Source organism: Actinoplanes subtropicus, from assembly GCF_000721705.1.
Classification (GTDB): domain Bacteria; phylum Actinomycetota; class Actinomycetes; order Mycobacteriales; family Micromonosporaceae; genus Actinoplanes; species Actinoplanes subtropicus.
The window spans coordinates 1-22,658 of the sequence record NZ_JOJL01000033.1; the positions used below are offsets into that span (position 1 = coordinate 1).

General features: G+C 70.1%; 20 protein-coding genes and 1 pseudogene. 12 read left to right on the forward strand and 9 right to left on the reverse strand.

The features are described from left to right. Positions 1-132: 132 nt before the first annotated feature. From mycP to IH26_RS0138695, 4 genes are all read right to left on the reverse strand, one after another. Positions 133-1,293, reverse strand: a complete 1,161-nt coding sequence (gene mycP / locus IH26_RS0138680; protein ID WP_030441259.1) for a type VII secretion-associated serine protease mycosin — start codon at positions 1,291-1,293, stop codon at positions 133-135. 3 nt (positions 1,294-1,296) lie between these two features. Then, positions 1,297-2,664 (reverse strand): hypothetical protein, encoded by a 1,368-nt coding sequence (locus tag IH26_RS0138685; RefSeq protein WP_030441260.1) that lies wholly within the window; start codon positions 2,662-2,664, stop codon positions 1,297-1,299. Next, the gene (locus IH26_RS0138690) at positions 2,664-3,092 is read right to left on the reverse strand and encodes a hypothetical protein (RefSeq protein WP_157437589.1); all 429 of its coding nucleotides are present in this window, start codon (positions 3,090-3,092) and stop codon (positions 2,664-2,666) included. Before IH26_RS0138690 ends, IH26_RS0138685 begins: the two co-directional genes overlap by 1 nt. Positions 3,093-3,193: 101 nt before the next feature. Continuing rightward, complete coding sequence (locus IH26_RS0138695; protein WP_030441262.1) at positions 3,194-3,391, reverse strand: acyl-CoA carboxylase epsilon subunit; 198 nt, start codon at positions 3,389-3,391, stop codon at positions 3,194-3,196. Positions 3,392-3,493: 102 nt separating this feature from the next. Here IH26_RS0138695 and IH26_RS63440 point away from each other — a divergent pair. The 4 genes and pseudogenes from IH26_RS63440 to IH26_RS0138710 all read left to right on the forward strand — a co-directional run. Beyond that, positions 3,494-5,003 (forward strand): annotated as a pseudogene (locus tag IH26_RS63440) (serine/threonine-protein kinase); the annotation flags it as partial. Positions 5,004-5,380: 377 nt separating this feature from the next. After that, positions 5,381-6,691 (forward strand): hypothetical protein, encoded by a 1,311-nt coding sequence (locus IH26_RS64750; protein ID WP_425394435.1) that lies wholly within the window; start codon positions 5,381-5,383, stop codon positions 6,689-6,691. A 44-nt stretch (positions 6,692-6,735) separates the two neighbouring features. Continuing rightward, positions 6,736-6,951: a hypothetical protein gene (locus tag IH26_RS0138705; protein WP_030441264.1), complete on the forward strand. Its 216-nt coding sequence runs from the start codon at positions 6,736-6,738 to the stop codon at positions 6,949-6,951. A gap of 23 nt (positions 6,952-6,974) precedes the next feature. Continuing rightward, positions 6,975-7,709 (forward strand): M50 family metallopeptidase, encoded by a 735-nt coding sequence (locus tag IH26_RS0138710; protein WP_030441265.1) that lies wholly within the window; start codon positions 6,975-6,977, stop codon positions 7,707-7,709. Here IH26_RS0138710 and IH26_RS0138715 read toward each other — a convergent pair. Further along, positions 7,706-9,280: an acyl-CoA carboxylase subunit beta gene (locus tag IH26_RS0138715; protein WP_030441266.1), complete on the reverse strand. Its 1,575-nt coding sequence runs from the start codon at positions 9,278-9,280 to the stop codon at positions 7,706-7,708. The genes IH26_RS0138710 and IH26_RS0138715 overlap by 4 nt on opposite strands. Positions 9,281-9,389: 109 nt before the next feature. On the opposite strand from IH26_RS0138715, the gene IH26_RS0138720 reads away from it, so the two are divergent. From IH26_RS0138720 to IH26_RS0138730, 3 genes are read left to right on the forward strand one after another with little or no spacing between them, the layout of a single operon-like run. After that, positions 9,390-10,439 carry a hypothetical protein gene (locus IH26_RS0138720; RefSeq protein ID WP_157437590.1) on the forward strand — a complete coding sequence of 350 codons (1,050 nt, stop codon included), beginning with the start codon at positions 9,390-9,392 and terminating at the stop codon, positions 10,437-10,439. 49 nt (positions 10,440-10,488) lie between these two features. After that, positions 10,489-11,352: a biotin--[acetyl-CoA-carboxylase] ligase gene (locus tag IH26_RS0138725; RefSeq protein WP_030441268.1), complete on the forward strand. Its 864-nt coding sequence runs from the start codon at positions 10,489-10,491 to the stop codon at positions 11,350-11,352. 4 nt (positions 11,353-11,356) lie between these two features. After that, positions 11,357-11,902 carry a PH domain-containing protein gene (locus IH26_RS0138730; protein ID WP_051809280.1) on the forward strand — a complete coding sequence of 182 codons (546 nt, stop codon included), beginning with the start codon at positions 11,357-11,359 and terminating at the stop codon, positions 11,900-11,902. Positions 11,903-12,407: 505 nt separating this feature from the next. Here the strand turns inward: IH26_RS0138730 and IH26_RS0138735 are convergent. Genes IH26_RS0138735 through IH26_RS0138745 form a run of 3 tightly spaced genes read right to left on the reverse strand, consistent with a single transcriptional unit; the run spans position 12,408 to position 14,317 of the window. Next, the gene (locus IH26_RS0138735; protein ID WP_030441270.1) at positions 12,408-12,932 is read right to left on the reverse strand and encodes a GtrA family protein; all 525 of its coding nucleotides are present in this window, start codon (positions 12,930-12,932) and stop codon (positions 12,408-12,410) included. A gap of 28 nt (positions 12,933-12,960) precedes the next feature. Continuing rightward, complete coding sequence (locus IH26_RS0138740) at positions 12,961-13,527, reverse strand: GtrA family protein (protein WP_084599455.1); 567 nt, start codon at positions 13,525-13,527, stop codon at positions 12,961-12,963. Positions 13,528-13,552: 25 nt separating this feature from the next. Further along, on the reverse strand, positions 13,553-14,317 hold the full coding sequence (locus tag IH26_RS0138745; protein ID WP_030441272.1) for a sigma-70 family RNA polymerase sigma factor: 765 nt from the start codon (positions 14,315-14,317) through the stop codon (positions 13,553-13,555). A 340-nt stretch (positions 14,318-14,657) separates the two neighbouring features. Here IH26_RS0138745 and IH26_RS0138750 point away from each other — a divergent pair, with 340 nt between their 5' ends. From IH26_RS0138750 to IH26_RS0138760, 3 genes are all read left to right on the forward strand, one after another. Beyond that, positions 14,658-16,472: a phosphoenolpyruvate carboxykinase (GTP) gene (locus tag IH26_RS0138750; protein ID WP_030441273.1), complete on the forward strand. Its 1,815-nt coding sequence runs from the start codon at positions 14,658-14,660 to the stop codon at positions 16,470-16,472. A gap of 262 nt (positions 16,473-16,734) precedes the next feature. Then, positions 16,735-17,505 (forward strand): isoprenyl transferase, encoded by a 771-nt coding sequence (locus IH26_RS0138755; RefSeq protein ID WP_030441274.1) that lies wholly within the window; start codon positions 16,735-16,737, stop codon positions 17,503-17,505. A gap of 77 nt (positions 17,506-17,582) precedes the next feature. Next, on the forward strand, positions 17,583-19,205 hold the full coding sequence (locus tag IH26_RS0138760; protein ID WP_084599457.1) for a methyl-accepting chemotaxis protein: 1,623 nt from the start codon (positions 17,583-17,585) through the stop codon (positions 19,203-19,205). A gap of 1 nt (position 19,206) precedes the next feature. On the opposite strand, the gene otsB is transcribed toward IH26_RS0138760, so the two are convergent. Beyond that, the gene (gene otsB / locus IH26_RS0138765; protein WP_030441276.1) at positions 19,207-20,013 is read right to left on the reverse strand and encodes a trehalose-phosphatase; all 807 of its coding nucleotides are present in this window, start codon (positions 20,011-20,013) and stop codon (positions 19,207-19,209) included. Positions 20,014-20,267: 254 nt separating this feature from the next. Between otsB and phoH2 the strand changes: the two genes are divergently transcribed. Both phoH2 and IH26_RS0138775 read left to right on the forward strand, forming a co-directional pair. Then, entirely contained in the window at positions 20,268-21,659 is a 1,392-nt protein-coding gene (gene phoH2 / locus IH26_RS0138770; RefSeq protein WP_030441277.1) for an RNA 5'-3' helicase PhoH2, read from the forward strand. A gap of 104 nt (positions 21,660-21,763) precedes the next feature. Beyond that, positions 21,764-22,657 carry an aggregation-promoting factor C-terminal-like domain-containing protein gene (locus IH26_RS0138775; protein WP_425394436.1) on the forward strand — a complete coding sequence of 298 codons (894 nt, stop codon included), beginning with the start codon at positions 21,764-21,766 and terminating at the stop codon, positions 22,655-22,657. Position 22,658 lies beyond the last annotated feature (1 nt).

The window sequence follows — 22,658 nt, forward strand, 5'->3', positions numbered from 1 at the left end:
CCTACCGAGGGCTCCGCGTCCCTTTCCAGCACTGCCCGATCTCACCGCCTTCGCCCGTGTCGCACCAATCAACACATACGCGTCGCTGAGATCAGCTCATTGGACGATCAATTGCGTTGAAAGATCAGGTCATCAGAAGTTGCGGCGCCGCCGGCGGACTGCGAGCAGGGCTACCAGGCCGCCGGCCACTACGAGTCCGGCTACCAGACCGAGGATCAGCGGGGTGCTGCTCGAGGCCGAGCTGGTGTCCTCGTTGCCGGGCTGGGCGACCGCCGTGGTCGCGCCTGGGTCGATGTAGTGGGCCTGGCCGTCGCTACTCGCACTCGCCGAAGCGGTGGCGGACGCGGTGCTGGTGGCCAGCGGCGGCACGTTGGCGGTCAGCGCCTTGACGATGTTCAGTTCTCCGTAGCCGCACTGGTCGTCGCGACCGGGCGGGCCGATGTCGTCGGCGGTGGCCTCCAGGCGGTGAATGACCTCGGGGCCGGACAGGTTGGGAAACTTCGCCCGCACCAGTGCAACCGCACCCGACACGATTGGGGTCGAAAAGGATGTTCCGTCGACGTTGGCGTATCGGTTCTTGGGCTCGGCCGTGACGATGTCTTTGCCGGGCGCGCAGATGTCGACCCTCTTGTCGACGATCGAGAACGCCGCGTGTTTCTCGTTCCGGTCGGTCGACCCGACAGCGAGGACGCCATCGATTGCCGCCGGATAGGCAAGAAGGACGCCCTTGCTGTAGTTTCCCGCGGCGGCAACGACGACGATGTCGTCCCTGATCGCGGTGTCGACCGCATTGGTCAGATTATCGGATGGGCCGGTCCCGAGCGACAAGTTGATTACATTTGCGCCGTGGGCGTCAGCCCAGCCAATGCCTTTCACCAATGCCTCGTCGGAAAAGGTGTCGCGGGTGTTCAGCGTTCTGATTGGGAGAATCTTGGAGCCCGGGGCAATCCCCAGTGCTCCGTCATTACTGTTCTTCCCGTGGGCGGCAACGAGGGCGGCCACATTAGTTCCGTGGCCATCCGGATCGGTTCGCCCGTCTCCCGTTCCGCCAGGTAGGAAGTTGGCTCCGGGCAGCAGGTTTCGCTGGAGATCGGGATGCGGATAGACCCCCGTGTCGATAACAGCGACCGTCACGCCCGATCCTTTGCTGATCGCTTGAGCCTGCGCGACATCGAGGCTCTTCAGGTACCACTCGTCATTCCGGACACCATCCGCAAAGGCTGGAGCGGCCGGAACCGCAACGGCGGCCGCGACGGTGAGAGCCCCCGCGGCCGCGGCAAATCGAGAACGCATGAGTCAGCCGAGCCCGATCGCCGGTCCAGGATCAACAGGCTGAGCCTCGATCGGAAGCACTACTGGGTCGACGCCCTCGGCGGTCTCCCACGGGTTGTCGGGATCCCAGTGCATGTCCTCGCCCTCGTCCCGGCGCCCGGACCGTCGGCCTGCTGCGCCCTGGCCATACATACCACCGGCGCCAGCACCGCGGCGGGAGCCGACTGCTCCTTCGCCCTCGCCGATGACGCCGCCGACCGGGTTGACGCGTCGAGTTCCGGCCGCGCCGGCGCCCAACTGGCCGATGCCGCGGGCGCCCGGGCTGCCACCGATGACACCGCCCGGTGCCATCGCTCGCATGCCTCCCTCGGGCAGACCGCCGGACCGCAGGAGGCTCTCGCGCGGCACACTGAGGCCTCCGCGGCCAAGGCCCGGCGTGGTGGGCGTCAGTGGGGAGGATTCACCGGGCAACAGTCCGGTGCTCGGCGGGAGCAGGCCGGGGTTGGGCAGCGTGCCGCCGCCACCGCCACCGGGGAGGACCGGAGTTATCGGGCTGGTCCCCGGCGTGGTCGTCGGCAACGTCGGAGTGGTCCCACCGAGAACGATGCCGGGCTGGCGTGTGCCGGTGGTCGGCGTGACCGGGCTGGACGTTGCCGGGACGGAGGTCGGGAACGTCGTCCTGGTCCCCGTCGACCGCGTCGACGTGGACGTGCCGCTAGTAACAACTGGTGTGATCGGCGGAAGTGCCGGGGCGGTATAAGTGCTCCCGTCCCGAATGGTCTTCTTGTCGTCGAGCGGGTTACCGACCTTGTACAGGTCCGGCTTGACGACTTGGGCCTGGGCCTGCGCCAGATCCGTGCTTACTCCGCTGAGCAAGGTCGCTGCCTGGACGCGCAGCGCCTCCTGCCGTCCCGGCGCGACCGGTGGCTCGTCGCCGCTCGGGCTGGGGCTTGGCGTGGGCGTTGCGCTGCTCTGTTGCTGCGTCAGCTTGGCGTTGTAGGCGTCCAGGGCCATCTTGTTGTTCGAGTACTCCTGGTAGATCTTGTTCATCTGGATCTGGGCCTGGTAGATCGACCCGGTTGCCGCGTTCAGGGCCGCCTGGTTGGTGATCGACGCGTCGTACGTGTCGGAGAGGTTTTTGATCAGCTGGTCGAGGCGTTCGATGTAGGCGGCCGACGCGGTGCTCTTCTCCGGGGGCCAGGCGGCGGCGAGATTGTCGCGGTACTGCTGGACCTGGAACTTGTGCTCGCTCAGGAGATCAGCAGACTTTTGCCAGGCACTTGCCAGCTGCCACTGTGCGTCGGTGTTCGGGTTCTGGATGAGCTGCTGCATGAACTCGAGGGTCATCGACTCCCACGGCGTGCCGCCGCCACCGCCACCGCCGTCAAGCATCAGGCCACCCCCTGGCCGGGCTGCTGCGATGGAAGGCCGACCTGGTCGAAGGCCTTGTCGACATCGCGCACCTTTGCGTGGGAGAAAGCATCCGAGCCGCGGTAGGTGTTGCTGATGTCCTGGGCTGCCGTCGCGAAGTCTTTTGTGCCGTTCGCGTAGTTGTAGACGTTCTGGTGGGTCACGTCCATGGCGTCGCGGTGGACGAACAGGAACGTATACAGCTCGATGAACTCGCTCGGCGGGTCGGGCAGCTTCGTCGACATCTCGTCGGTGACCGTGGTCAGGTGCGGGGCGTAGCTGTCCGCGACATTCGCCGACAGTTTCTGGGCGAAGTGCTCCATCGCCTGGATGTCAGCCTCGATCTGGCTGAAGTCCGTATACCCGTAGTCGCGCATCCAAGCGGGACCCAGGTCCTCCTCAGGAATCATCCATGCCTCCCCCGACCGAACCTACGCATAGAGGAGAGTAGTCGGTCATCGCCAGCGCCGAGGGACCCCTCCGGTGGTTGTGGACATCGATGGTTGATGATCTAACGGGGAAGGCCGGAGCGCCGCCACGAGGAGCTGCCCATCGACGGGCGGGCGGACATCAGCCACGCCGAGGCGGGTGGCCGGGGCGCAGCCGCATCCATCGCGGTGGATCGGGCGGCGAGCACCGCGACCAGGGCGGCCAGCTCGCGATCGGTCGGCGTGCCGCGCACTACGCTGACCAGCGGTTCCTCATCCATCGACCGAGCGTACGACATGAGACTGGCAGGTCCGGTGACACGCATCCCACACTCGGCTGATCGATTCGCTGTGGCTGGACATGACCGGGTATTTTCTGCGTGATGTCTACCTCGCCCCCAGCTGTAGTCGCTGACCGTTACCGGCTCATTGCGCCGCTCGGTCAGGGCGGGATGGGTCGTGTCTGGCGGGCGACCGATGTCGTCCTGCACCGTGACGTGGCCATCAAGGAGCTGGTTCCGCCGCCCGGCCTCACTCCGGGCGAGCGGCAGGAGATGCGAGAGCGGTCGCTGCGCGAGGCGCGCGCGATCGCCCGGCTCAACAACGTGAACGTGGTCCGCGTCTTCGACGTGCTGCGGACGGATGCCGACCCGTGGATCGTCATGGAGTACGTGCCGTCCCGCTCGCTGCAGGACGCGCTGGCCGCCGAGGGCCCGTTCAACCCGATCCGGGCCGCCGAGATCGGCCTGGGCGTGCTCGGGGCCCTGCGAGCCGCCCACCGCGCCGGCGTCGTGCACCGCGACGTGAAGCCGGGCAACGTGCTGCTCGGCGCCGACGGGCGGGTCGTGCTCACCGACTTCGGCCTGGCCACCGTCCCGGGCGACCCGAATGTCACGCGCACCGGCCTGGTGCTCGGCTCCCCGGCGTACATCGCTCCGGAGCGCGCCCGTGAGGGCACCGCCGGCCCCGCCGCCGACCTCTGGTCGCTGGGTGCCACCCTCTACGCCGCGGTCGAGGGCGCCTCGCCGTTCGCCCGCCCGTCGGCGATCGCCACGCTTGCCGCGCTGGCCACCGAGAACCCGCCGCCCGCCCGCAACGCCGGCTCGCTCAAGCCGGTGCTCAACGGCCTGCTCCGCAAGGACCCGGCGCACCGGATCAACGCGGAGGAGGCCGAGCGCCTGCTCAACCGTGCCGCCGGCCGCCGCTCCAAGCTCGCCTTCCCGATGAGCCCGACCATGCGCCGTCCGGGCGTGGGCCGCGACCGGCTGGGCGCGATGGGTCCGACCGGCACCAACCCGGTGGTGGTGCCCGGGCCGCGACCGCCGGTCGCGCCGGCGCGACCGGTGGAACCGCCGGGCCGTTCGCCTCTCGCGGGTGGTCACCCGGCGGCCGGCGAGGGTCGGCCGCCGGTTTATGTGCCGGGCAAGGCGCCCGTCGGCCGCTCCGAGGTGGACCGCCCGACCAGGGTCGACGCTCCACGCCTCGACGCAACCCGGGTGGATGCACCTCCAGTCAAAGACGAAAAAACTACAAAATTCTTCGGTACGCGTGACCGCTCCACAACCGCATCGGGACAACCTCCGGGTTCGCCCCCGGTCCGCCCGAGTGTCCCGTCCGCGAACCCCGCGTCTCGCACAAACAGGGGCGAGCCGGGCGCATTCACGGCCGAGGACGTCGCCGCCTACCGCCGCCGCAAGGCCGCCCCCGAGCAGCCCCCGGCCGAGGCAACCGCGCTGGTCGGCCGCGTCGACACCCCACCCGCCGAGCCCACCACCGTCGTTCGCGCCCCGGCCGCGGACCCCACCACGGTCGTCAGCGTCGAGCCCGCCGAGCCGACGACCGTCGTTCGCGGCCCGGCCGCGGACCGCACCACGGTTGTCAGCGGCCCGCCCGCCGATGCCACCGCCGTCGGCGGCCCGGCCGTCGCCGCCCCTACTGCGGACGCCACCACCGTCGTCGGCGGCCGACCCGCGGTAGTCGACGGCCCGCCCGCGGATGCCACCACCGTCGTCAGCGGCCTGCCCACCACCTCAGCCGACGCCACCACGGTCGTCCCCGCCCCGCAGCGCTCGAAGAAGAAGGCCAAGGCCACCCCGCCGAAGGCCAAGCCCGCGGAGACGAGCCAGCCGGCCGAGCAGGAGGTCGAGCCAGAGGCGAAGGTCGCGGCGCCTCCGTCCACGGCGAGCCCGGCGGAAAAGCCCACCGACACCTCGACCGAGACCGGCGAACCCGATACCGCGTCCGAGAGCAACGAGACCGACAAGTCGGAAATGTCCGAGCAGACTACCGAGAAGTCGGATGTCGAGTCGCCGGAGAAGGACGATCCGCAGCCGGTCGAGGCCGTCGAAGAGCCCAAGGCTGACCCGAAAAACGCCGAGAAATCGGAAGAGTCGCCCGCCGCCGTTCAGGTCCCGCTGACCCGCCCCGCTCCGCCCGCCGTCGAGCCCAAGGCAGAGCCTGCCGAGCCCAAGGCAGAGCCTGCCGAGCCCAAGGCAGAGCCCGCCGAGCCCAAGGCAGAGCCCGCCGAGCCCAAGGCAGAGCCCGCCGAGCCCAAGGCAGAGCCCGCCGAGCCCAAGGCGGAGACCGACCAGCCAACGGCGGAGTCCAACAGCCCCGAGACGGAGCTCGACCAGCCGGAGTCGGAGCCCGCCGAGCCCGAGCCGAGCGAGCCCGCAGCCACCTACCCGAGCGCCCCCGCTCCCGAGCGCCCGAGTGCCGCCGCTCCCACCGACTCTCCCGCCGAGCAAGCGCCCGAAGAGGACGCGGACGACCTCGCCCCCATCTCCTCGCCGATCAGCCGCTCCACCCGCCCGGCCTGGCGCCCGATGGAGGTCCGCCCCGCCGCCCGCCCCGGCGTCACCATCTTCGGCACCCGCCTGACCTACCCCCAGGCCGGCATCGGCGGCGCCGTCCTCCTCGTCGTCCTGGTCCTGCTCATCGTCCTGGCCGCGCAGGCCTTCGGCTCCTCCGACAACACCACTCCCACCAGGCCGAAGGCCGCACCCACCGCCACCGGAAAGCCGACCATCACGGGCAGTTCGACCAACGGCGGCGCCTCCGCGGGCCCGTCGAGCGCCCCGTCCAGCCGGCCGCCCACCTCCAGCTCCCCGGGCGCCTTCGTCCTGCCCGCCGGCTGGAAGATGTACACCCAGCGGGCCACCTCCAACGCCCCCGCCTTCAGCATCCCGATCCCGAACGGCACCCAGATCAGCGGCGGCCAGGGCGTCACCGTGCAGTTCCGCTGGGGACCCGGGGGCCACCGACTGCTGATCGTCGACCGGACCGACACCCCGCAGGCCGACGCGTTCCAGGACCTGAAGGACAAGGCGGCCGCGGGCAGCAACAAGAGCGGCTACTCGTTCATCAAGATCGGGGCGGTTAAGTATCGTGACTTCGACTCGACCGCCGACTGGGAGTACCTGTACAACTCGGACGCCGGCAACCTGCAGCACGTCGTCCGGCGGAACATCCGAGTCGACGCGCACCGCGCGTACATGCTCTCCTGGTATGTCTCGCCGCAGGATTGGGGCCCGGGGCAGAGCGATTTGCAGACCATCTACCAGGGCTTTCAGCCGGGCTGACGAAACCGAGTGGGTGACGCCGGGTAAGTGGGTACTTCAGCGCCATGAAATACCGACGGCACGGCAGTAAGCCCACAGTCGCCCTCTGGACGCTGATCGCGGTCGCCGACCTCGGACTCCTGGTCGGCGCCATCGGCGCGGCCACTATGCTGCTGATCCTGGTCGGCCTGGTCGCACTCGTCGGCGGAGTGGTCGCCGCACGCGCGTTTTTACTTCGGTCCGTGGACGCCCGGGAGGCAGTGGCACGCCGACGCGCATAGCGTGATCGGCTACAGTCCCCGGCGTGTCGATCGACGGTGTGACGGACCTTTGGGACAAGCTGCTCGGCGCCCAGCCGGACCCGCCCGGCGTGCTGGTGCTGCTCACCGCGCTGGCCGGCCTGCTCGCGGTGGCGATCCGCCCGGTCTGGCGGGTGGCCCGGAACGCGGTGACCATCGCCCATGAGGGTGGTCACGCGTTGATGGCGCTGCTGACCGGCCGGCGGCTTCGCGGCATCCGCCTGGAGTTCGACACGTCCGGCCTGACCCTGTCGTCCGGGCGCCCGACCGGGATCGGCATGATGGTGACCCTGCTCGGGGGGTATATCGCGCCGTCGCTGGTGGGCGTGCTCGGCGCCTGGCTGCTCGGCGGCAACCGGATCACGCTGTTGCTGTGGCTCGCCGTGGTCCTGTTGCTGCTCATGCTCATCAACGTGCGGAACGTCTTCGGGGTGGTCTCGCTCGTCGTCACGGGCGCGATCGTCTTCGTCGTGTCCTGGTTCGCGTCCCCTCAGGTCCAAGCCATTTTCGCGTACGCAGGGGTCTGGTTCTTGCTGTTCGGGGGTGTTCGGCCGATCTTCGAGCTGCAGGGTCTCCGCCGCCGGGGCCGGATGCCCCAGTCGGACGCCGACCAGCTCGCGCACATCACCCACGTCCCGGCCCTGTTCTGGGTCGGCGTCTTCCTCGTGGTGGACCTGGGCGCGCTCCTGATCGGCGCCTTCCTGCTGGCCGGCCAGTGGCTGCCGCAGACGACCGGCTAAAGGGGGATGTTGCCGTGCTTCTTCGGCGGCAGCGTCTCCCGCTTGGTGCGTAGCATCCGCAGGCCCTTGGTGATCTGCGCCCGGGTCTCGGAGGGGCGGATCACCGCGTCCACGTAACCGCGCTCGGCGGCGATGTAGGGGTTGGCGAGGGTGTCCTCGTACTCCTGGATGAGCTCGGCCCGTCGCTCGGGGCTGTCGATCTCTCCGCGGTACAGGATGTTTACCGCGCCCTGGGCGCCCATCACCGCGATCTGCGCCGTCGGCCAGGCGAAGTTCAGGTCCGCGCCGAGGTGCTTGGACCCCATGACGTCGTACGCGCCGCCGTAGGCCTTCCGGGTGATGACGGTGACCTTGGGGACCGTGGCCTCGGCGTACGCGTAAATGAGTTTGGCTCCGCGGCGGATGATGCCGTCCCATTCCTGGGACGTGCCGGGCAGGAAGCCGGGCACGTCGACGAAGGTGACCACCGGGATGTTGAAGGCGTCGCAGGTGCGCACGAAGCGGGCCGCCTTCTCGCTGGCCGCGATGTCGAGCGTGCCGGCGAAGTGCATGGGCTGGTTGGCGACCACGCCGACCGGGCGGCCCTCGACCCGGCCGAAGCCGACCACGATGTTCTGCGCGTAGAGCGGCTGCACCTCGAGGAAGTCCTCGACGACCGTCTCGACGACCTTCTTGATGTCGTAGGGCTGGTTGGCCGAGTCGGGGATGAGCTTGTCGAGGTTTCGATCAGCATCCGAAATGTCGAGAGATGCGAGTTCTTCGAAGACGAGCGGCTCGTCCAGGTTGTTCGAGGGGAGATAAGAAAGGAGCGCGCGTACGTAGTCGATCGCGTCATCCTCATCGGACGCCAGATAGTGGGCGTTGCCCGAGCGCGAGTTGTGCGTACGGGCGCCGCCCAGCTCCTCGAAGCCGACCTCCTCGCCGGTCACCGTCTTGATCACGTCGGGGCCGGTGATGAACATGTGCGAGGTCTGGTCGACCATCACGGTGAAGTCGGTGATCGCCGGGGAGTAGACCGCGCCGCCCGCGCACGGGCCCATGATCAGCGAGATCTGCGGGATGACGCCGCTGGCCCGGACGTTGCGGAAGAAGATGTCGGCGTACAGGCCGAGCGCGACCACGCCCTCCTGGATGCGGGCGCCGCCGGAGTCGTTGATGCCGATGATCGGGCAGCCGATCTTCATGGCCAGGTCGAGGACCTTCACGATCTTCTCGCCGAAGACCTCGCCGAGCGAGCCGCCGAAGATCGTGAAGTCCTGCGAGAAGACGCAGACCTGGCGGCCGTCGACGGTGCCGTAGCCGGTGACCACGCCGTCGCCGTACGGCCGGTTCTTCGCCAGCCCGAAATTCGTGGATCGGTGCCGGGCCAGCTCGTCCAGCTCGACGAACGAGCCCTCGTCGAGGAGCAGCTCGATGCGCTCGCGGGCGGTCTTCTTGCCGCGGGCGTGCTGCTTCTCGACCGCGCGGGCCGAGCCGGCGTGCACCGCCTCGTCGGTGCGCAGCTCGAGATCGGCGAGCTTGCCGGCGGTGGTGTGGATGTCGGCCTCGACCGAGCCCTGCTGCGTCGTCACGTCGTCCTCCGCCGTTGGGAACAAGCCTCGTCCGTGATCGTAATGCGGCCCGGGCCGGGCGTCGCTACGGGTGCGTTTCGCACCCAATGCCCTATTCGTTACTCCGGACGTGACGAACTGGATGACCGGGGCCGGGCTCGCCCTCATCGCCGGTGGCCTCGCCACATTGATCAGCTTCCGTTCGATCCTCTTCGGCGGCGGAGAGCGCGACGTCGGGCGCGGCGGCGGGCGCAGTGGCGGGCTTGACGTCGGGCGCAGCGGCGAGCGCAGTGGCGGGCTTGACGTCGGGCGCAGCGGCGAGCGCAGTGGCGGGCTTGACGTCGGGCGCAGCGGGGAGCGTGACGTCGGGCGTAGTGGCGTGCGCGGGAGAGACCGTGGCGGCGAGGGCGGGGCGGAGCGCCGCGCTCGGCGGAGAGCGGCGCGCGCGATCGAGCCGCCACGACGGCAGGCCGCCCTGCCCGCGAGCCGCGCGGCGGTCGCCGATGAGGCGGACGGCGAGGGCAAATCGGCGCGTCGCGGACGCCGCGGCCGGCGGCGTGCCCTGGTCGCCGCGTCCGCCGGCGGCGAGGTGCCATGGGAGTCCGATGAGGACGAGCGCGGCGGGCTGGCATCGATCGGGCTGGCCGACGAGGACGACGAGTCGTTCGTCCCGGAAGCGATCCTCGAGCAGGAGATCGAGACCGTGCCCGAGCCGGTCCCGGCCCGCGCCGACCGCTACGGCGACCGGGTCGAGGGCTGGGTGCGCCCCGAGTACCAGGACCCGCCGGACGAGCCCCGCCCCGGCGAGTACTGGACCCCGATCCCGGTCGACCTGGCCGGCGACCCCGAGCCGTCGGCCAAGGGCTACGGCTGGCCCCGCCCGGTCGAGCGCCTCCCGGCCGTCCCCGACTACGAGCCGGCCACCGGGTTCGACCTGATCCCGATCTCCGAGCCGACCGAGGTGGTGCCCACCTGGGCGATGAACGACGACCGCCCGGGCCGGATCCGGCTGCCGCGCTCCTGGAACACCCGCAACGAGAAGCCCTCGGAGGAGCCCTCGGAGATGCCCGGGCCGCGACGACCCCGGCCCCGCCCGCGCCCCCGCCCCGAGCAGCCGGCCGACCCGAGCACTGTCTACGTGAGCAGGCACGCCGCCGACCCGCCGTCCCGCCGGGAGTAGCGCCGGTCCGCCGCCCACGTGTCCGACGGCGAGGCACTACTCTCGGCAAATGGCCTCGCCCTACACCGACCTGGACCGTCCGCCGCTCTCCCAGCGCGGCCTCGACCGGGCCCTGGTCAGCGCCGGCGGGTTCTGGAACCGCGTCGACCTGCGCGCCGAGACCGGCTCGACGAACGCCGACGCCGCCGCGGCCGCCCTGCGTGGCGAGCCCGAGGGCCTGGTGGTGGTGGCCGAGCGGCAGACCGCCGGGCGGGGGCGGCGCGACCGGCAGTGGACGTCGCCGGCGCGGGCCGGGCTGACGCTCAGCGTGCTGCTGCGCCCGGGCGTGGCCGACGAGGAGCGGGGCTGGCCGGCGGTGCCGGTCGGAGCGTACGGCTGGATTCCGCTTTTGACCGGGGTTGCCCTGGTCGAGGCGGTGCGCCGGGTGGCCGAGGTGGAGGCCGCCCTGAAGTGGCCGAACGACCTGCTGGCCGGCCCGGCCGACCGGCCCGGCAAGGCGGCCGGCATCCTCGCGGAGGTGGCCGGCGACGCGGTGGTGGTCGGGATAGGGCTGAACGTGACGACCCGCGCCGACGAGTTGCCGGCGACGACCGGGCTGCCCGCGACCTCGCTGCGGCTGGCGGGGGCGACCGCGACCGACCGGGAGCCGCTGCTGCGGGCCCTGCTGCGCGGCATCGCCGGCTGGTACGCCGGCTGGCGGGAGGCGGCCGGCGACGCGGAGATGTCCGGCCTGCTCGGGGCGTACCGGCGGGACTGCGCGACGATCGGCCGGCCGGTGCGCGCGCTGCTGCCCGGCGGCGGCGAGGTCACCGGCGAGGCGACATCGGTGGACGTCGACGGGCAGTTGGTGATCCGTACGGCTGACGGCAGTGACCTTCGCGTCTCGGCGGGTGATGTGCTGCACGTACGCTGACCGCGTGGCGTTCCCGGACGAGGTACTCACCGACGAGGAGGAGGTCGTCCTCCACCTGCATCCGCACTGGAAGACGGCGATCCGCCCGGCCCTGGTTGCGATGCTGGCGCTGGCTACGACGGCGTTCGCGTGGGTCATGCTGCCGCAGAACACCGGCGGCTTCCTGGCCTTCGCGGTGGTCGCCGGGATCATGGGCTACTACGGGATCCGGTACGGGGTGGGTCCGCTCGTGGCCTGGCGGTGCACTCACTACGTGGTGACCGATGAGCGGATCCTGCTGCAGGATGGCGTGATCGCCCGGGAGCGCCGGGACCTGCCACTGAACCGGATCAACGACCATCTGCTGACCCAGTCCCTGCTGGACCGGCTCTTCGGCTGCGGCACGCTGACCATCGACTCGATCGGCGACCAGGCGGCGGTGCTCACCGCCGTCCCGCACGCCCACCAGCTGCAGACCGCCCTCTACGAACTGATCGAACAAGCCCCGAACGACGACGAAGACGACGAGGAAACGGACCCCGCCCCTACGTCACGCAATCGCCGCCGCTGAAGGACCCGCTACGGCAATTGTCGGGTTCATGGTTTTCGGGGGTAGACCCTGGGCTCTGCCCAGACCCGGCCATCGCTGCGAAGATCAGGCCTTGCGTGGTGGTTGCGGTGGGGCGGTGGGTGATCTCCTTGCGGCGACGACCGGTAGGGAATCTGATGCTGGGGTGGGGCGCAAGGAGATCACCCACCTACAGGTCGAGGTGTGCGGCGGCTGCGCCGCCTTGGCGGGCCGTTGTGGCTGCGACCATCGTCCGGCGGCGGCTCGGGCTGCGCTGGCGGGCGCTGGCTGCGTGCGGGACGTCGGGGCAGGAGCAGAAACTCTCCACGATCGGGTCCGCGCCGCAGACCTTGATAAGTCCGTGTTCGGTGCACACACCGAAGCTTCACCCTTGCCGCGCCGGGCCCCACTCGATGCCTGGCTCATCGCGACGCACCATGACCTCGTATCTGCGGGGTGCCCCGTATCAGGGAATCGCCCGCGGCGCCGGAGGCGACGCCAGCAAAACTCAGTGGGTGGCGTCCAGCTCGGCCTCGGCGGTGAGCTCGGCCAGGCCGGCCACCGCGTCCAGGTCGGCCAGGTCGGCCTCGTGGCCGTCGACCGGTGGCTTCAGGAAGACGAACGTGCGGTACGCCCAGAAGCGGAACACCGTGGCGATCACGATGCCGATCAGGGTGACGCCCATGAAGGCGAGCTCGTCGTGCTCCTCGGTGAGCCCGAAGCCGTACTTGCCGATTGCCACGCAGCCCGACTGGATCACCATGCCGACCAGGTTGAACGCGAAGAACAGGGTGTACTCGCGGCGCAGTGCCGTGCGCGTGTGGTGCCGGTACGTCCAGTAGCGGTTCGCGAAATACGCCAGCGTCGTGGTGACCACGGTCGCCACGACGCTCGCCTTGACCGCGCCGATCGGCAGGGCGGCCCACGTGATCGCCATGTAGAGCAGCGTGTTACCGGCGCCGATCACTCCGAAGGCGATCGCCTCGGGGGCGAGATGGCGCAGGCGCTGCGTCAACGTACTGGCTGAGGGCATGGGGCCAACCTTTGTAGTGAATGGACGGTCACGCGGAGTCACGTACGGTCGAGGGCTTAGCAACGGTAGCCGCGTGCCGCTCGGCGTGCTGCCCCGTGTTCCCCTCGGTGGTGGAAGATGTGGCGCGGAACACGAACCGCCGGTAGGACCAGAAGCGGAACAGGGTGCCGATGGCGGTGCCGATGAGCTGGCCGGAGACGTTGTCGGCGAGCGGGCTCCGCAGCGCCGGCCAGATCTGCCCGAGACCGTAGTGGCTGATCGCCAGGCAGGCCAGCCCGATGCCGAGGCCGATGGCGTTCAGCACGAAGAACATCGTGTACTGCCGGGCCATGTGGTCGTGCGCGCGGTGCCGCCAGGTCCAGAAGCGGTTGCCGAGGAACGCCACGGTCGTCGCGATCACCGTGGAGATCGTCTTGGCGAAGAGGGTCTCGACGCCGGCCTGGAGCAGGATATTGAAGATCGTCAAATCGACGGCGAACGAGAGCGCGCCGACCGTGCCGAACTTGCCCACCTCGCGCACCAGTGCCCGGAGCACGCTTGATCGCGGCGGCGGCGAGGTATCGGGCACGTCCCCGAGCGTACCGGGGGTTGTCACGGTCCGCAGTTTTCGTTGGCGAGTCTTAACCGGGGCGACCGGCGTGATGACGCTGTCGATACGGACGGTGACGGAGGCCGTCGATCTCGCTGATCTCGGCGAACCGCCCCCGGCACTCGCCGCACCAGCCCAGGTGGGTGCGCATCCGGCCGGCGTCCCGGGGTGCCAGCCTGCCGCGCAGGTGACCGCCGAGCCGGTCGCCCGCCCAGCGGCACTCCGGGTGATCGGCCACCGCGAGGTGCTGTTGCAGATAGAGGCTGCGTAGCCCCTCGCGGGCGCGGTGGGCGAGCACGGCCACCGCGTTCGGCGTCATGCCGAGCATCCCGGCGACCTCGGCCGGCGAGTTGCCCTCGACCGCGGTCTGCCAGAGCACGTCCCGCCAGCGCTCGGGCAGTTGCCGGAAGGCCGCCGCGGCGTACGCCCGCTCCAGCCCTTCCAGCGCCGGGTCGGTGAACGGCTGGCCCTCGTCGTACCGGGTGAGATCGTCGGTGAACTCGAGCCGCCGATCGCGTCGCGCGCGGTGATAGCAGACGTGCCGCATGGTCGTGTTCAGGTAGGCGCGGAACGCGACCAGGGGGCCCCGCCCGGCCCGCAGCGACGCGAACACCTTGGCGAACGTCTCGGCAACCAGGTCCTCGGCGTCGGCCGGGTCGTGCGCGAGCCCGTAGGCGAGCTGGCGGGCCGCCGCGCGGTGCCGCTCGTACAGCGTGCCGTACGCGGCGGTGTCGCCGGAGCGGACCGCGGCCAGCAAGTCGCTGTCCGAGTCCGGCCCCTCTGCCGGGATCGTCATTCCTGCCCCCTGTCAGACGAGGAAAGACCTGATACTCGCAGTTTAGGACGTTTAGTCCGTTTTGTGGAAGTGGCCGGATGGAGGGTGTCAGGCTCAGTCTTCAGTCCGGTCTTGGGCGGAGGGCGGGGTGGTTGGATGGTGTTCTGCTGATGTTGCGCAGATCTGCGCTTACTGACGAAGAATCGATCGTCTGTAAGCAAACGCTCCGTTGATTGTGCGGTTATCCACAGCAACAACCGATGAACAGCACGTCGAATCCCCTTACGCTCAGATGACTCCCATGACCTAGCCGGGCACCCGGCCTGGCGGTCATTGGTCAGTGCCGACCGAAGGAGATCGCATGCAACAGCCCCCGACCTCCCACCCCCGCCTGCTGGCGTGGGTGGCCGAGGTGGCGACCCTGACCACGCCCGACCGGATCGTCTGGTGCGACGGATCGGAGGCGGAGTGGACCGGCATCACCGATGCCCTGGTCGACTCCGGCGCCCTCGTCCGGCTCGACCCGGCCAAGAAACCCAACTCGTTCTGGGCCCGCACCGACCCCGGTGACGTCGCCCGGGTCGAGGAGCGCACGTTCATCTGCTCGGTCGACGAGGCCGACGCCGGACCCACCAACAACTGGATGGCGCCGGCCGAGATGAAAACGACCATGACGGAGCTGTACCGGGGCTGCATGCGTGGCCGGACGATGTATGTCGTCCCGTTCTGCATGGGCCCGCTCGACGCGCCGCAACCGATGTTCGGCGTGGAACTGACCGACAGCCCGTACGTCGTCGCCAGCATGCGCATCATGACCCGGATGGGGGCCGGGGTCCTGGAGGCCATGGGGGACGACGCCGACTTCGTACCGGCGCTGCACTCGGTCGGCGCCCCGCTCGAGCCCGGCCAGGAAGACGTGGCCTGGCCGTGCAACGAGACGAAATACATCTCGCACTTCCCGGAGACAAGAGAGATCTGGTCGTACGGGTCGGGCTACGGCGGTAACTCGCTGCTCGGCAAGAAGTGCTACGCGCTGCGCATCGCCAGCGTCGCCGCCCGGGACGAGGGCTGGCTCGCCGAGCACATGCTGATCATGAAGCTGACCTCGCCGGAGGGTCGGGTCCGCTACATCGCCGGCGCGTTCCCCTCGGCCTGCGGCAAGACCAACCTCGCCATGCTCGAGCCGACCCTGCCCGGCTGGAAGGTGGAGACGGTCGGCGACGACATCGCCTGGATGCGCTTCGGCGAGGACGGCCGCCTCTGGGCGACCAACCCCGAGTTCGGCCTGTTCGGCGTCGCGCCCGGCACCGACTTCCACACCAACCCGAACGCGATGCGCACGCTGGCCCGGGGCAACTCGGTCTTCACCAACGTCGCCCTCACCGACGACGGCGACATCTGGTGGGAGGGCATGGGCCAGCCGCCCGCGCACCTCACCGACTGGAAGAACCACGACTGGACCCCTTCCTCCACCGCGCCATCCAGCCACCCCAACAGCCGATTCTGTACGCCGATCGAGCAGTGCCCGATCCTCGCCGACGAGTACCACGACCCGCGCGGCGTGCCGATCGACGCGATCCTCTTCGGCGGCCGCCGCAAGACCACGATCCCGCTGGTCACCGAGGCGCGCGATTGGGTGCACGGGGTCTACCTCGGCGCCACGCTGTCCAGCGAGACCACGGCGGCGGCGGTCGGCCAGGTGGGTGTGGTGCGCCGCGACCCGATGGCGATGCTGCCGTTCATCGGCTACCACGCGGGCGACTACTTCCAGCACTGGATCGACATGGCCAAGGGCGCGTCCGGCGACGCCGCCAAGCTGCCCAAGGTCTTCTACGTCAACTGGTTCCGCCGCGGCACTGAGTCTGACGGATCTGGCGGCCGGTTCCTCTGGCCGGGCTTCGGCGAGAACAGCCGGGTGCTCAAATGGATCGTCGAGCGGCTCGACGGCCGGGGCGAGGCGGTGGAGACCGCGATCGGCCACGTGCCCACCCCGACCGCGCTGGATCTGACCGGCCTCGAGATTTCCGAGGACGACCTGAAGGCGGTCCTCGCCGTCGACCGGGACGAGTGGTTGGCCGAGATTCCGCAGGTCACCGAGTGGTTCACCAAGTTCGGGGACAAGCTGCCCGCCGTCCTCTGGGCCGAGCTCGACGCCCTCCGGGCTCGGCTGAGTTAGCTGGCTGAGCTGGCTGGCGTCGCCTCCGGCGCCGCGGGCGATCGCCCCTGGGAAGCTGATGAGGAGAGGCCGGTTTTCGGCACCGCGGGGTTTGCGGTACCGAAAACCGGCCTCTCCTCATCAGCGGGGCGATCGCGGGCTGTTCTCGCATCAGGGGCACCCCACGGGGCCTGGAGGTCTCGTTCCGCTGGTCGGGTCTGACAAACGTTATTAACCGCCCGGCCGAGGTCGTCCGTGTGTTCGGGGGCTAGGGTTTGGGGCGATGAGTGTGCGGTCCCTGATCTATTCCTTCTACGAGCGTCGGCTGGCCGGAAAGCTGGTCGGCAAGCCCGTTCCCCAGCACGTCGGCGTCATGTGCGACGGCAATCGCCGCTGGGCCAAGGAGATGGGGTTCGTCGACCCCAACGACGGCCACCGGGTCGGCGCGGCCCGCATCAAGGAGCTGCTCACCTGGTGCGACCAGGCGGACATCAAGCACGTCACGCTCTACCTGCTGGCCACCGACAACCTGCGCCGGCCGTCCGCCCAGCTCGACCCCCTGCTGAAGATCATTGAGGATCTCGCGACCGAGCTGGCCGAGGACGGCAACCCGTGGCGGCTGCGCATGGTCGGCGCGCTCGACGTGCTGCCCGCCCCGACCGCCACGGCGCTGAAGGCGGCACAGGAGAAGACCCGCGACCGTACGATCGGCGTCGAGGTCAACATGGCGGTCGGCTACGGCGGCCGGCGTGAGATCGCCGACGCGGTGCGCTCGCTCCTGCAGCAGCACGCGGCCGCCGGCGGCACGCTCGAGGAGCTGGCCGAGATCCTCGACGTCGAGCACATCGCCGAGCACCTCTACACCCGCGGCCAGCCCGACCCCGACCTGATCATCCGAACCAGCGGCGAGCAGCGGCTCTCCGGCTTCCTGCTGTGGCAGTCGGCCCAGTCGGAGTTCTACTTCCACGACGCCAACTGGCCCGATTTCCGGCGCATCGACTTCCTGCGCGCCCTGCGGTCGTACGCGAGCCGGCAACGCCGCTTCGGCGCCTAGCGGCGGCCCTAATCCCGGCGGCGAATCTTCCGATCTTTCCGGGTGGCCGGCTGGCGGCCGTCGGGGGAGGCTCGTCGATGATCAATGTTCTGCGTCGGTTGCGCATCAGCACGCGACTCGTGACCGTGCTGCTCGTGCTGTTCGCCCTGCTGAGCGGCGTGGTCGCGCTCAGCGTGCGCGCCATGATCCGGGAGCGGGACGCGGTCCGCACGCTCGGCGCATACCAGGAGCTGACCGAGCGGGCGAGCCAGGTCAAGTTCCGGGCCGCGGACTTCAACGGCTGGCAGACCGCGTACGCCTTCGACGTCTCCCGCGGTGTCGAGGGCGCGGCCGACGACACCGGCGCCTCCCGGTCGGCGTTCCTGGCCTCGGCCGACGCGTTCCGGCGCGAGCTGGCCGCGTTGGCCGACAGCCCGCTGAGGCCGGCCGAGCGGGCGACGCTCGACCGGGTCACGCAGTCCTTCGACCGGTTCCTGGCCCTGGACAAGCAGGTGGTGGCGGCCTATCGGACCGCCTCCGCGGCCGGCCGGGCCCGGGCCGACAAGCTGGTCGCCGAGGACGAGATCAAGGTCTTCGACAGCATCGCGAACGACATCGACACGCTCACCGGGCGCATCTCCACCGAGTCGGCCGCCGCGGTCCGCGACGCCGAGTCGACGGCCGACTCCACCATCCCGCTGATGGTGCTGATGGGCCTGGCCGCGGCGGTGCTCGGCGCGGCCCTGGCCGTCCTGCTCACCCGTTCGATCATCCGGCCGCTCGCGTCGCTGAACAGCCGGCTGGCCGAGATCGCCGACGGCGACGGCGACCTGACCCAGCGGATCGAGGACCACGGCCGGGACGAGGTGGCCCAGGCGGCCGGCGGCTTCAACCGGTTCGCCGACCGGATGCAGGCCCTCGTCGTCGCCGTGGCGGCGAGCGGGCGCCGGCTCACCGACGCCGCGGCCGAGCTCGACGCGGTCAGCGCCGACCTGTCCGGCGGCGCCGAGCAGACCAGCTCGCGGGCGGCCGCGGTGAGCAGCAGCGCCGAGGAGGTGTCCGCGATCGTCTCGACGATGGCGGCCTCGGCCGAGGAGCTGACCGCGTCGATCGCGCAGATCTCGCAGAGCGCGGCGCGGGCGACCACCATCGTCGAGAACGGGGTGCGCGCGGCCGAGGAGGCCGGCACCACGATCGCCCAGCTCGGCGGGTCGGCGACCGAGATCCAGTCGGTGGTCGACCTGATCACCGCGATCGCCGAGCAGACCAACCTGCTCGCCCTGAACGCGACCATCGAGGCGGCCCGGGCCGGGGAGTCGGGCAAGGGCTTCGCGGTCGTGGCGGGCGAGGTGAAGACCCTGGCCGAGCAGACCGCCACGGCGACCGACGAGATCGCCGCCAAGGTGGCCGCGATCACCGTCAACAGCCGGGCGGCCACCACCGCGATCACCCGGATCAGCCAGGTGGTGCAGGAGATCAACGACACCCAGCTGACCATCGCCTCGGCGATCGAGGAGCAGACCGCCACCACGACCGAGATGGCCCGCAACGTCAGCGAGACCGCGGTCGGCGCAGGCGAGATCGCCATGTCGATCGGCGACGTGGCGCAGGCCGCCGACCGGGCCAGCGTCGGCGCGCGGACCACCCAGACGACCGCGCAGAGCCTGGTCCGCGAGTCGGGCGAGCTGAGCGGCCTGGTGGGGTCCTTCAAGTACCAGTAGTTCAGAAGCGGAGCAGGCCGTCGGCGAGGAACTCGGCGACCGCGTCCGGGGACTCCAGCGTCAGGTCGGCGGCGCTGGAGACCTCGGCCCCGGTCTCCGGGTTGGCCACCGCGACCGCGACGCCGAAGAAGCCGGGGTCGACCGCCTCGCGGGCACGCAGCGCGTCGAACGCCTTGATGTCGGACATGTCGTCGCCGAAATACCAGGCGCAGTCCGCGTTCCGGACGCCCTCGGTGATGACCATGCCCTTGTCCTGGTCGACCGGCGGCTTCAGCTCGATCACCATGCGGCCGCCCTGGACCCGCAGGCCCAGCCGCTCGGCCTGCTCGTGGCCCCAGCGCTCCACCTCGACGGCCAGCTGCGGCGCCGTACGGTAATGCAGGGCCACCGACAGCCTCTTGTACTCGACGAGGATCTGCGCGGGCAGCTCGGCCCGGGCCCGCTCGGCGAGGTCGGACATGGCCGGGATCCAGGGCAGGGCGGCCGGCTCGGTCACCACGTCGCCCTCGTGCCACACCTCGAGCCCGTAGAGCCCGTACAGGTCGACGCGCTCCAGCGACCCGAACCGGGACCGCAGGAAGCTCACCGGGCGGGCCGAGACGATCGCCACCCGGCCTACGGCGGTCGCCAGGCGCTCGAGCACCCCGGGCACGGCCGCGACCGGCTGGGACGCGTCGGGGTCGTCGGTGACCGGGGACAGCACACCGTCGAAGTCGAAGAAGAAAGTGGTCTCCGCCGCCCGCTCGACCGTGACGGCCCAGGCGTCGGCGATGCTCGGCGGATGGTTCGGACGCGGAGTCTCTGCCACGACGTCAGATTACCTGCCGGAAGTCCGGATGGCGGCCTGAGAAATTGCCGTGAGCCGGGTTTTGCGTACTACCGCGGCGGGCAGTTGACCGCTAGCGTTCTAGTCATGACGCGGGGTCATCCCGAGTCAGCCGGACGGCCCGGACCTGCGACAAGTGCGCCACGGGGCCTCGCAATCCGACCCCGTGCAACAGCCGGCCGCCGGAGGGTGCGGACGCGGGCGTCGACGGGTTGCACGCCCGCTGGAGCAGGCCTGTGACACCACGCCGTTCTGACGCCGAGGGCACCCCTTCCAGCACCCGCGCAGCCACGCGACGCGCACCCCGCGATCGCCACGCTGACGCCGAACCGGCCCCGACGGGCCGTGTTTTTGTGTTGGACACCTCGGTCCTGCTGTCCGACCCGGCGGCCTTCCGCCGGTTCACCGATCACGAGGTGGTCATCCCACTCGTGGTCATCACGGAGTTGGAGGGCAAGCGTCATCACCCGGAGCTGGGCTGGTTCGCGCGGCAGGCGCTGCGCATGCTGGACGAGTTGCGCATCAAGTTCGGCCGGCTCGACCAGCCAGTGCTCTGCAACGACGAGGGCGGCACGTTGCGCGTGGAGCTCAACCACGCCGACCAGAGTGTGCTCCCGCACGGGTTCCGCAACGACTCGAACGACACCCGCATCCTCTCCGTGGCGCTCGGCCTGGCCGCCGAGGGCCGGGAGGTCACGCTGGTCAGCAAGGACATGCCGCTACGGGTCAAGGCCGCCTCGGTCGGTCTCACTGCCGACGAGTACCGCCACGGCCAGGCCAGCGACCCGACCTGGACCGGCATGGCCGACCTCAAGCTCGCCGAGGAGCAGGTCTCGGCGCTCTACGCCGGCGAGGAGCTGGAGCTCGAGGAGGCCGAGCGCCTGCCCTGCCACACCGGCCTGGTGATCCACTCGTCGAAGGGCTCGGCCCTCGGCCGGGTCAACCCGGACAAGACGGTACGCCTGGTCCGCGGCGACCGGGAGGCGTTCGGCCTGCGCGGCCGCTCGGCCGAGCAGCGCGTCGCGCTGGACCTGCTGCTGGACGAGTCGATCGGCATCGTCTCGCTGGGCGGCCGGGCCGGCACCGGCAAGTCGGCGCTGGCGCTGTGCGCCGGTCTCGAGGCCACCATGGAGCGCAACCGCCACAAGAAGGTGATCGTCTTCCGCCCGCTGTACGCGGTCGGCGGCCAGGAGCTGGGCTACCTGCCCGGCACCGAGTCGGAGAAGATGTCGCCCTGGGCGCAGGCGGTCTTCGACACCCTCGGCGCGGTGGTGCACGGGAACGTGATGGAGGAGGTCATCGCCCGCGGCATGCTCGAGGTGCTGCCGCTGACCCACATCCGCGGCCGCAGCCTGCACGACGCGTTCGTGATCGTCGACGAGGCGCAGTCCCTCGAACGCAACGTGTTGCTCACCGTGCTCTCCCGTATCGGCCAGGGGTCGCGGGTGGTGCTCACCCACGACGTCGCCCAGCGGGACAACCTGCGGGTCGGCCGGCACGACGGCGTGACCGCGGTGATCGAGGCGCTGAAGGGGCATCCGATCTTCGCGCACGTGACCTTGACGAGGTCCGAGCGGTCGCCGATCGCCGAGGTGGTCACCGATCTGCTGGAGGATATTCCCCTGTGAGGTGACCCCTGGCCGGGCGAACTTTCGACCGGTTTGCGCGTAAATTGAGTGTGAGCAACCTCACAAGAGTGCGTCGGCATTTCACATCCACTTCACGTTGCGCAATGGTGTTCGGCGAGCGCCATCGCGTGGTCATCTTCGTCGGAGATCGACGTCGGGCCACCGCCTCGATCGAAGGAGACCGGGGTCCGGCCCGAGTGGTCGCGGTGCTCGCGGCACGGCCAACCGCCGTCAGGGCGGCCGGGCGTGCCGCGTCCCTGCCCCCGACGAAGGGATACTTCGTGAGTCGGCCATGGAGCCGCGTCGGAGTACGTTCCGCGTCGGTCGGTCTGCTGGTGGCGGGCCTGATCGGCGGCGTGTACCTCGGCAAGGACCGCGTGGTCCAGGCACCACAGCAGCATTCCGAAGCGTCGAACGTCGTCCAAGTGGATGTCCTCGACATGCAGCTGCTCAAGCAGCGTCAGGCGCAGCACGCCGCGGCCCGCGCGTTCCAGCGCGAGGCGGAGGGTGACGCCGCCGAGAAGGCGGCCGCCGAGGCGAAGGACGCCGCCGGCAAGGCGCACGCTCTCGAGACCAAGGCCATCGCGGCGAAGGCCGCGGCGGATGCCGCCAAGAAGAAGGCCGACGCCAGCAGCAGTAGCAGCAGCGGTGGACCGGTCGCCTACACCGGACCGATCCCGGACTCCTGCAACGACTACAGCGGCGCCCGGCAGACCGGCTGCGCGCTGATGCTCGCCGCCGGGTACAAGATCGATCAGTTCCCCTGCCTGGACAAGCTGTGGACCCGGGAGAGCGGCTGGAACTACAAGTCCACGAACAGCAGTTCCGGGGCGTACGGCGTGCCGCAGGCGGTGCCCGGCAAGAAGATGGCGGCGTTCGGTTCCGACTGGAAGACCAACCCCGCCACCCAGATCAAGTGGGGTCTGGATTACATCAAGAACCGCTACAGCACCCCGTGTGGGGCTTGGTCCCATTCGGAGAGTACGGGCTGGTACTAGC

Excerpts from the sequence above, each read along its gene's own strand:
- mycP (WP_030441259.1), bottom strand. The coding sequence starts at position 1,293 with ATGCGTTCTCGATTTGCCGCGGCCGCGGGGGCTCTCACCGTCGCGGCC.
- IH26_RS0138685 (WP_030441260.1), bottom strand. The coding sequence starts at position 2,664 with ATGCTTGACGGCGGTGGCGGTGGCGGCGGCACGCCGTGGGAGTCGATG.
- IH26_RS0138690 (WP_157437589.1), bottom strand. The coding sequence starts at position 3,092 with ATGATTCCTGAGGAGGACCTGGGTCCCGCTTGGATGCGCGACTACGGG.
- IH26_RS0138695 (WP_030441262.1), bottom strand. The coding sequence starts at position 3,391 with ATGGATGAGGAACCGCTGGTCAGCGTAGTGCGCGGCACGCCGACCGAT.
- IH26_RS64750 (WP_425394435.1), top strand. The coding sequence starts at position 5,381 with ATGTCCGAGCAGACTACCGAGAAGTCGGATGTCGAGTCGCCGGAGAAG.
- IH26_RS0138705 (WP_030441264.1), top strand. The coding sequence starts at position 6,736 with ATGAAATACCGACGGCACGGCAGTAAGCCCACAGTCGCCCTCTGGACG.
- IH26_RS0138725 (WP_030441268.1), top strand. The coding sequence starts at position 10,489 with ATGGCCTCGCCCTACACCGACCTGGACCGTCCGCCGCTCTCCCAGCGC.
- IH26_RS0138735 (WP_030441270.1), bottom strand. The coding sequence starts at position 12,932 with ATGCCCTCAGCCAGTACGTTGACGCAGCGCCTGCGCCATCTCGCCCCC.
- IH26_RS0138745 (WP_030441272.1), bottom strand. The coding sequence starts at position 14,317 with ATGACGATCCCGGCAGAGGGGCCGGACTCGGACAGCGACTTGCTGGCC.
- IH26_RS0138750 (WP_030441273.1), top strand. The coding sequence starts at position 14,658 with ATGCAACAGCCCCCGACCTCCCACCCCCGCCTGCTGGCGTGGGTGGCC.
- IH26_RS0138755 (WP_030441274.1), top strand. The coding sequence starts at position 16,735 with ATGAGTGTGCGGTCCCTGATCTATTCCTTCTACGAGCGTCGGCTGGCC.
- IH26_RS0138760 (WP_084599457.1), top strand. The coding sequence starts at position 17,583 with ATGATCAATGTTCTGCGTCGGTTGCGCATCAGCACGCGACTCGTGACC.
- IH26_RS0138775 (WP_425394436.1), top strand. The coding sequence starts at position 21,764 with ATGGTGTTCGGCGAGCGCCATCGCGTGGTCATCTTCGTCGGAGATCGA.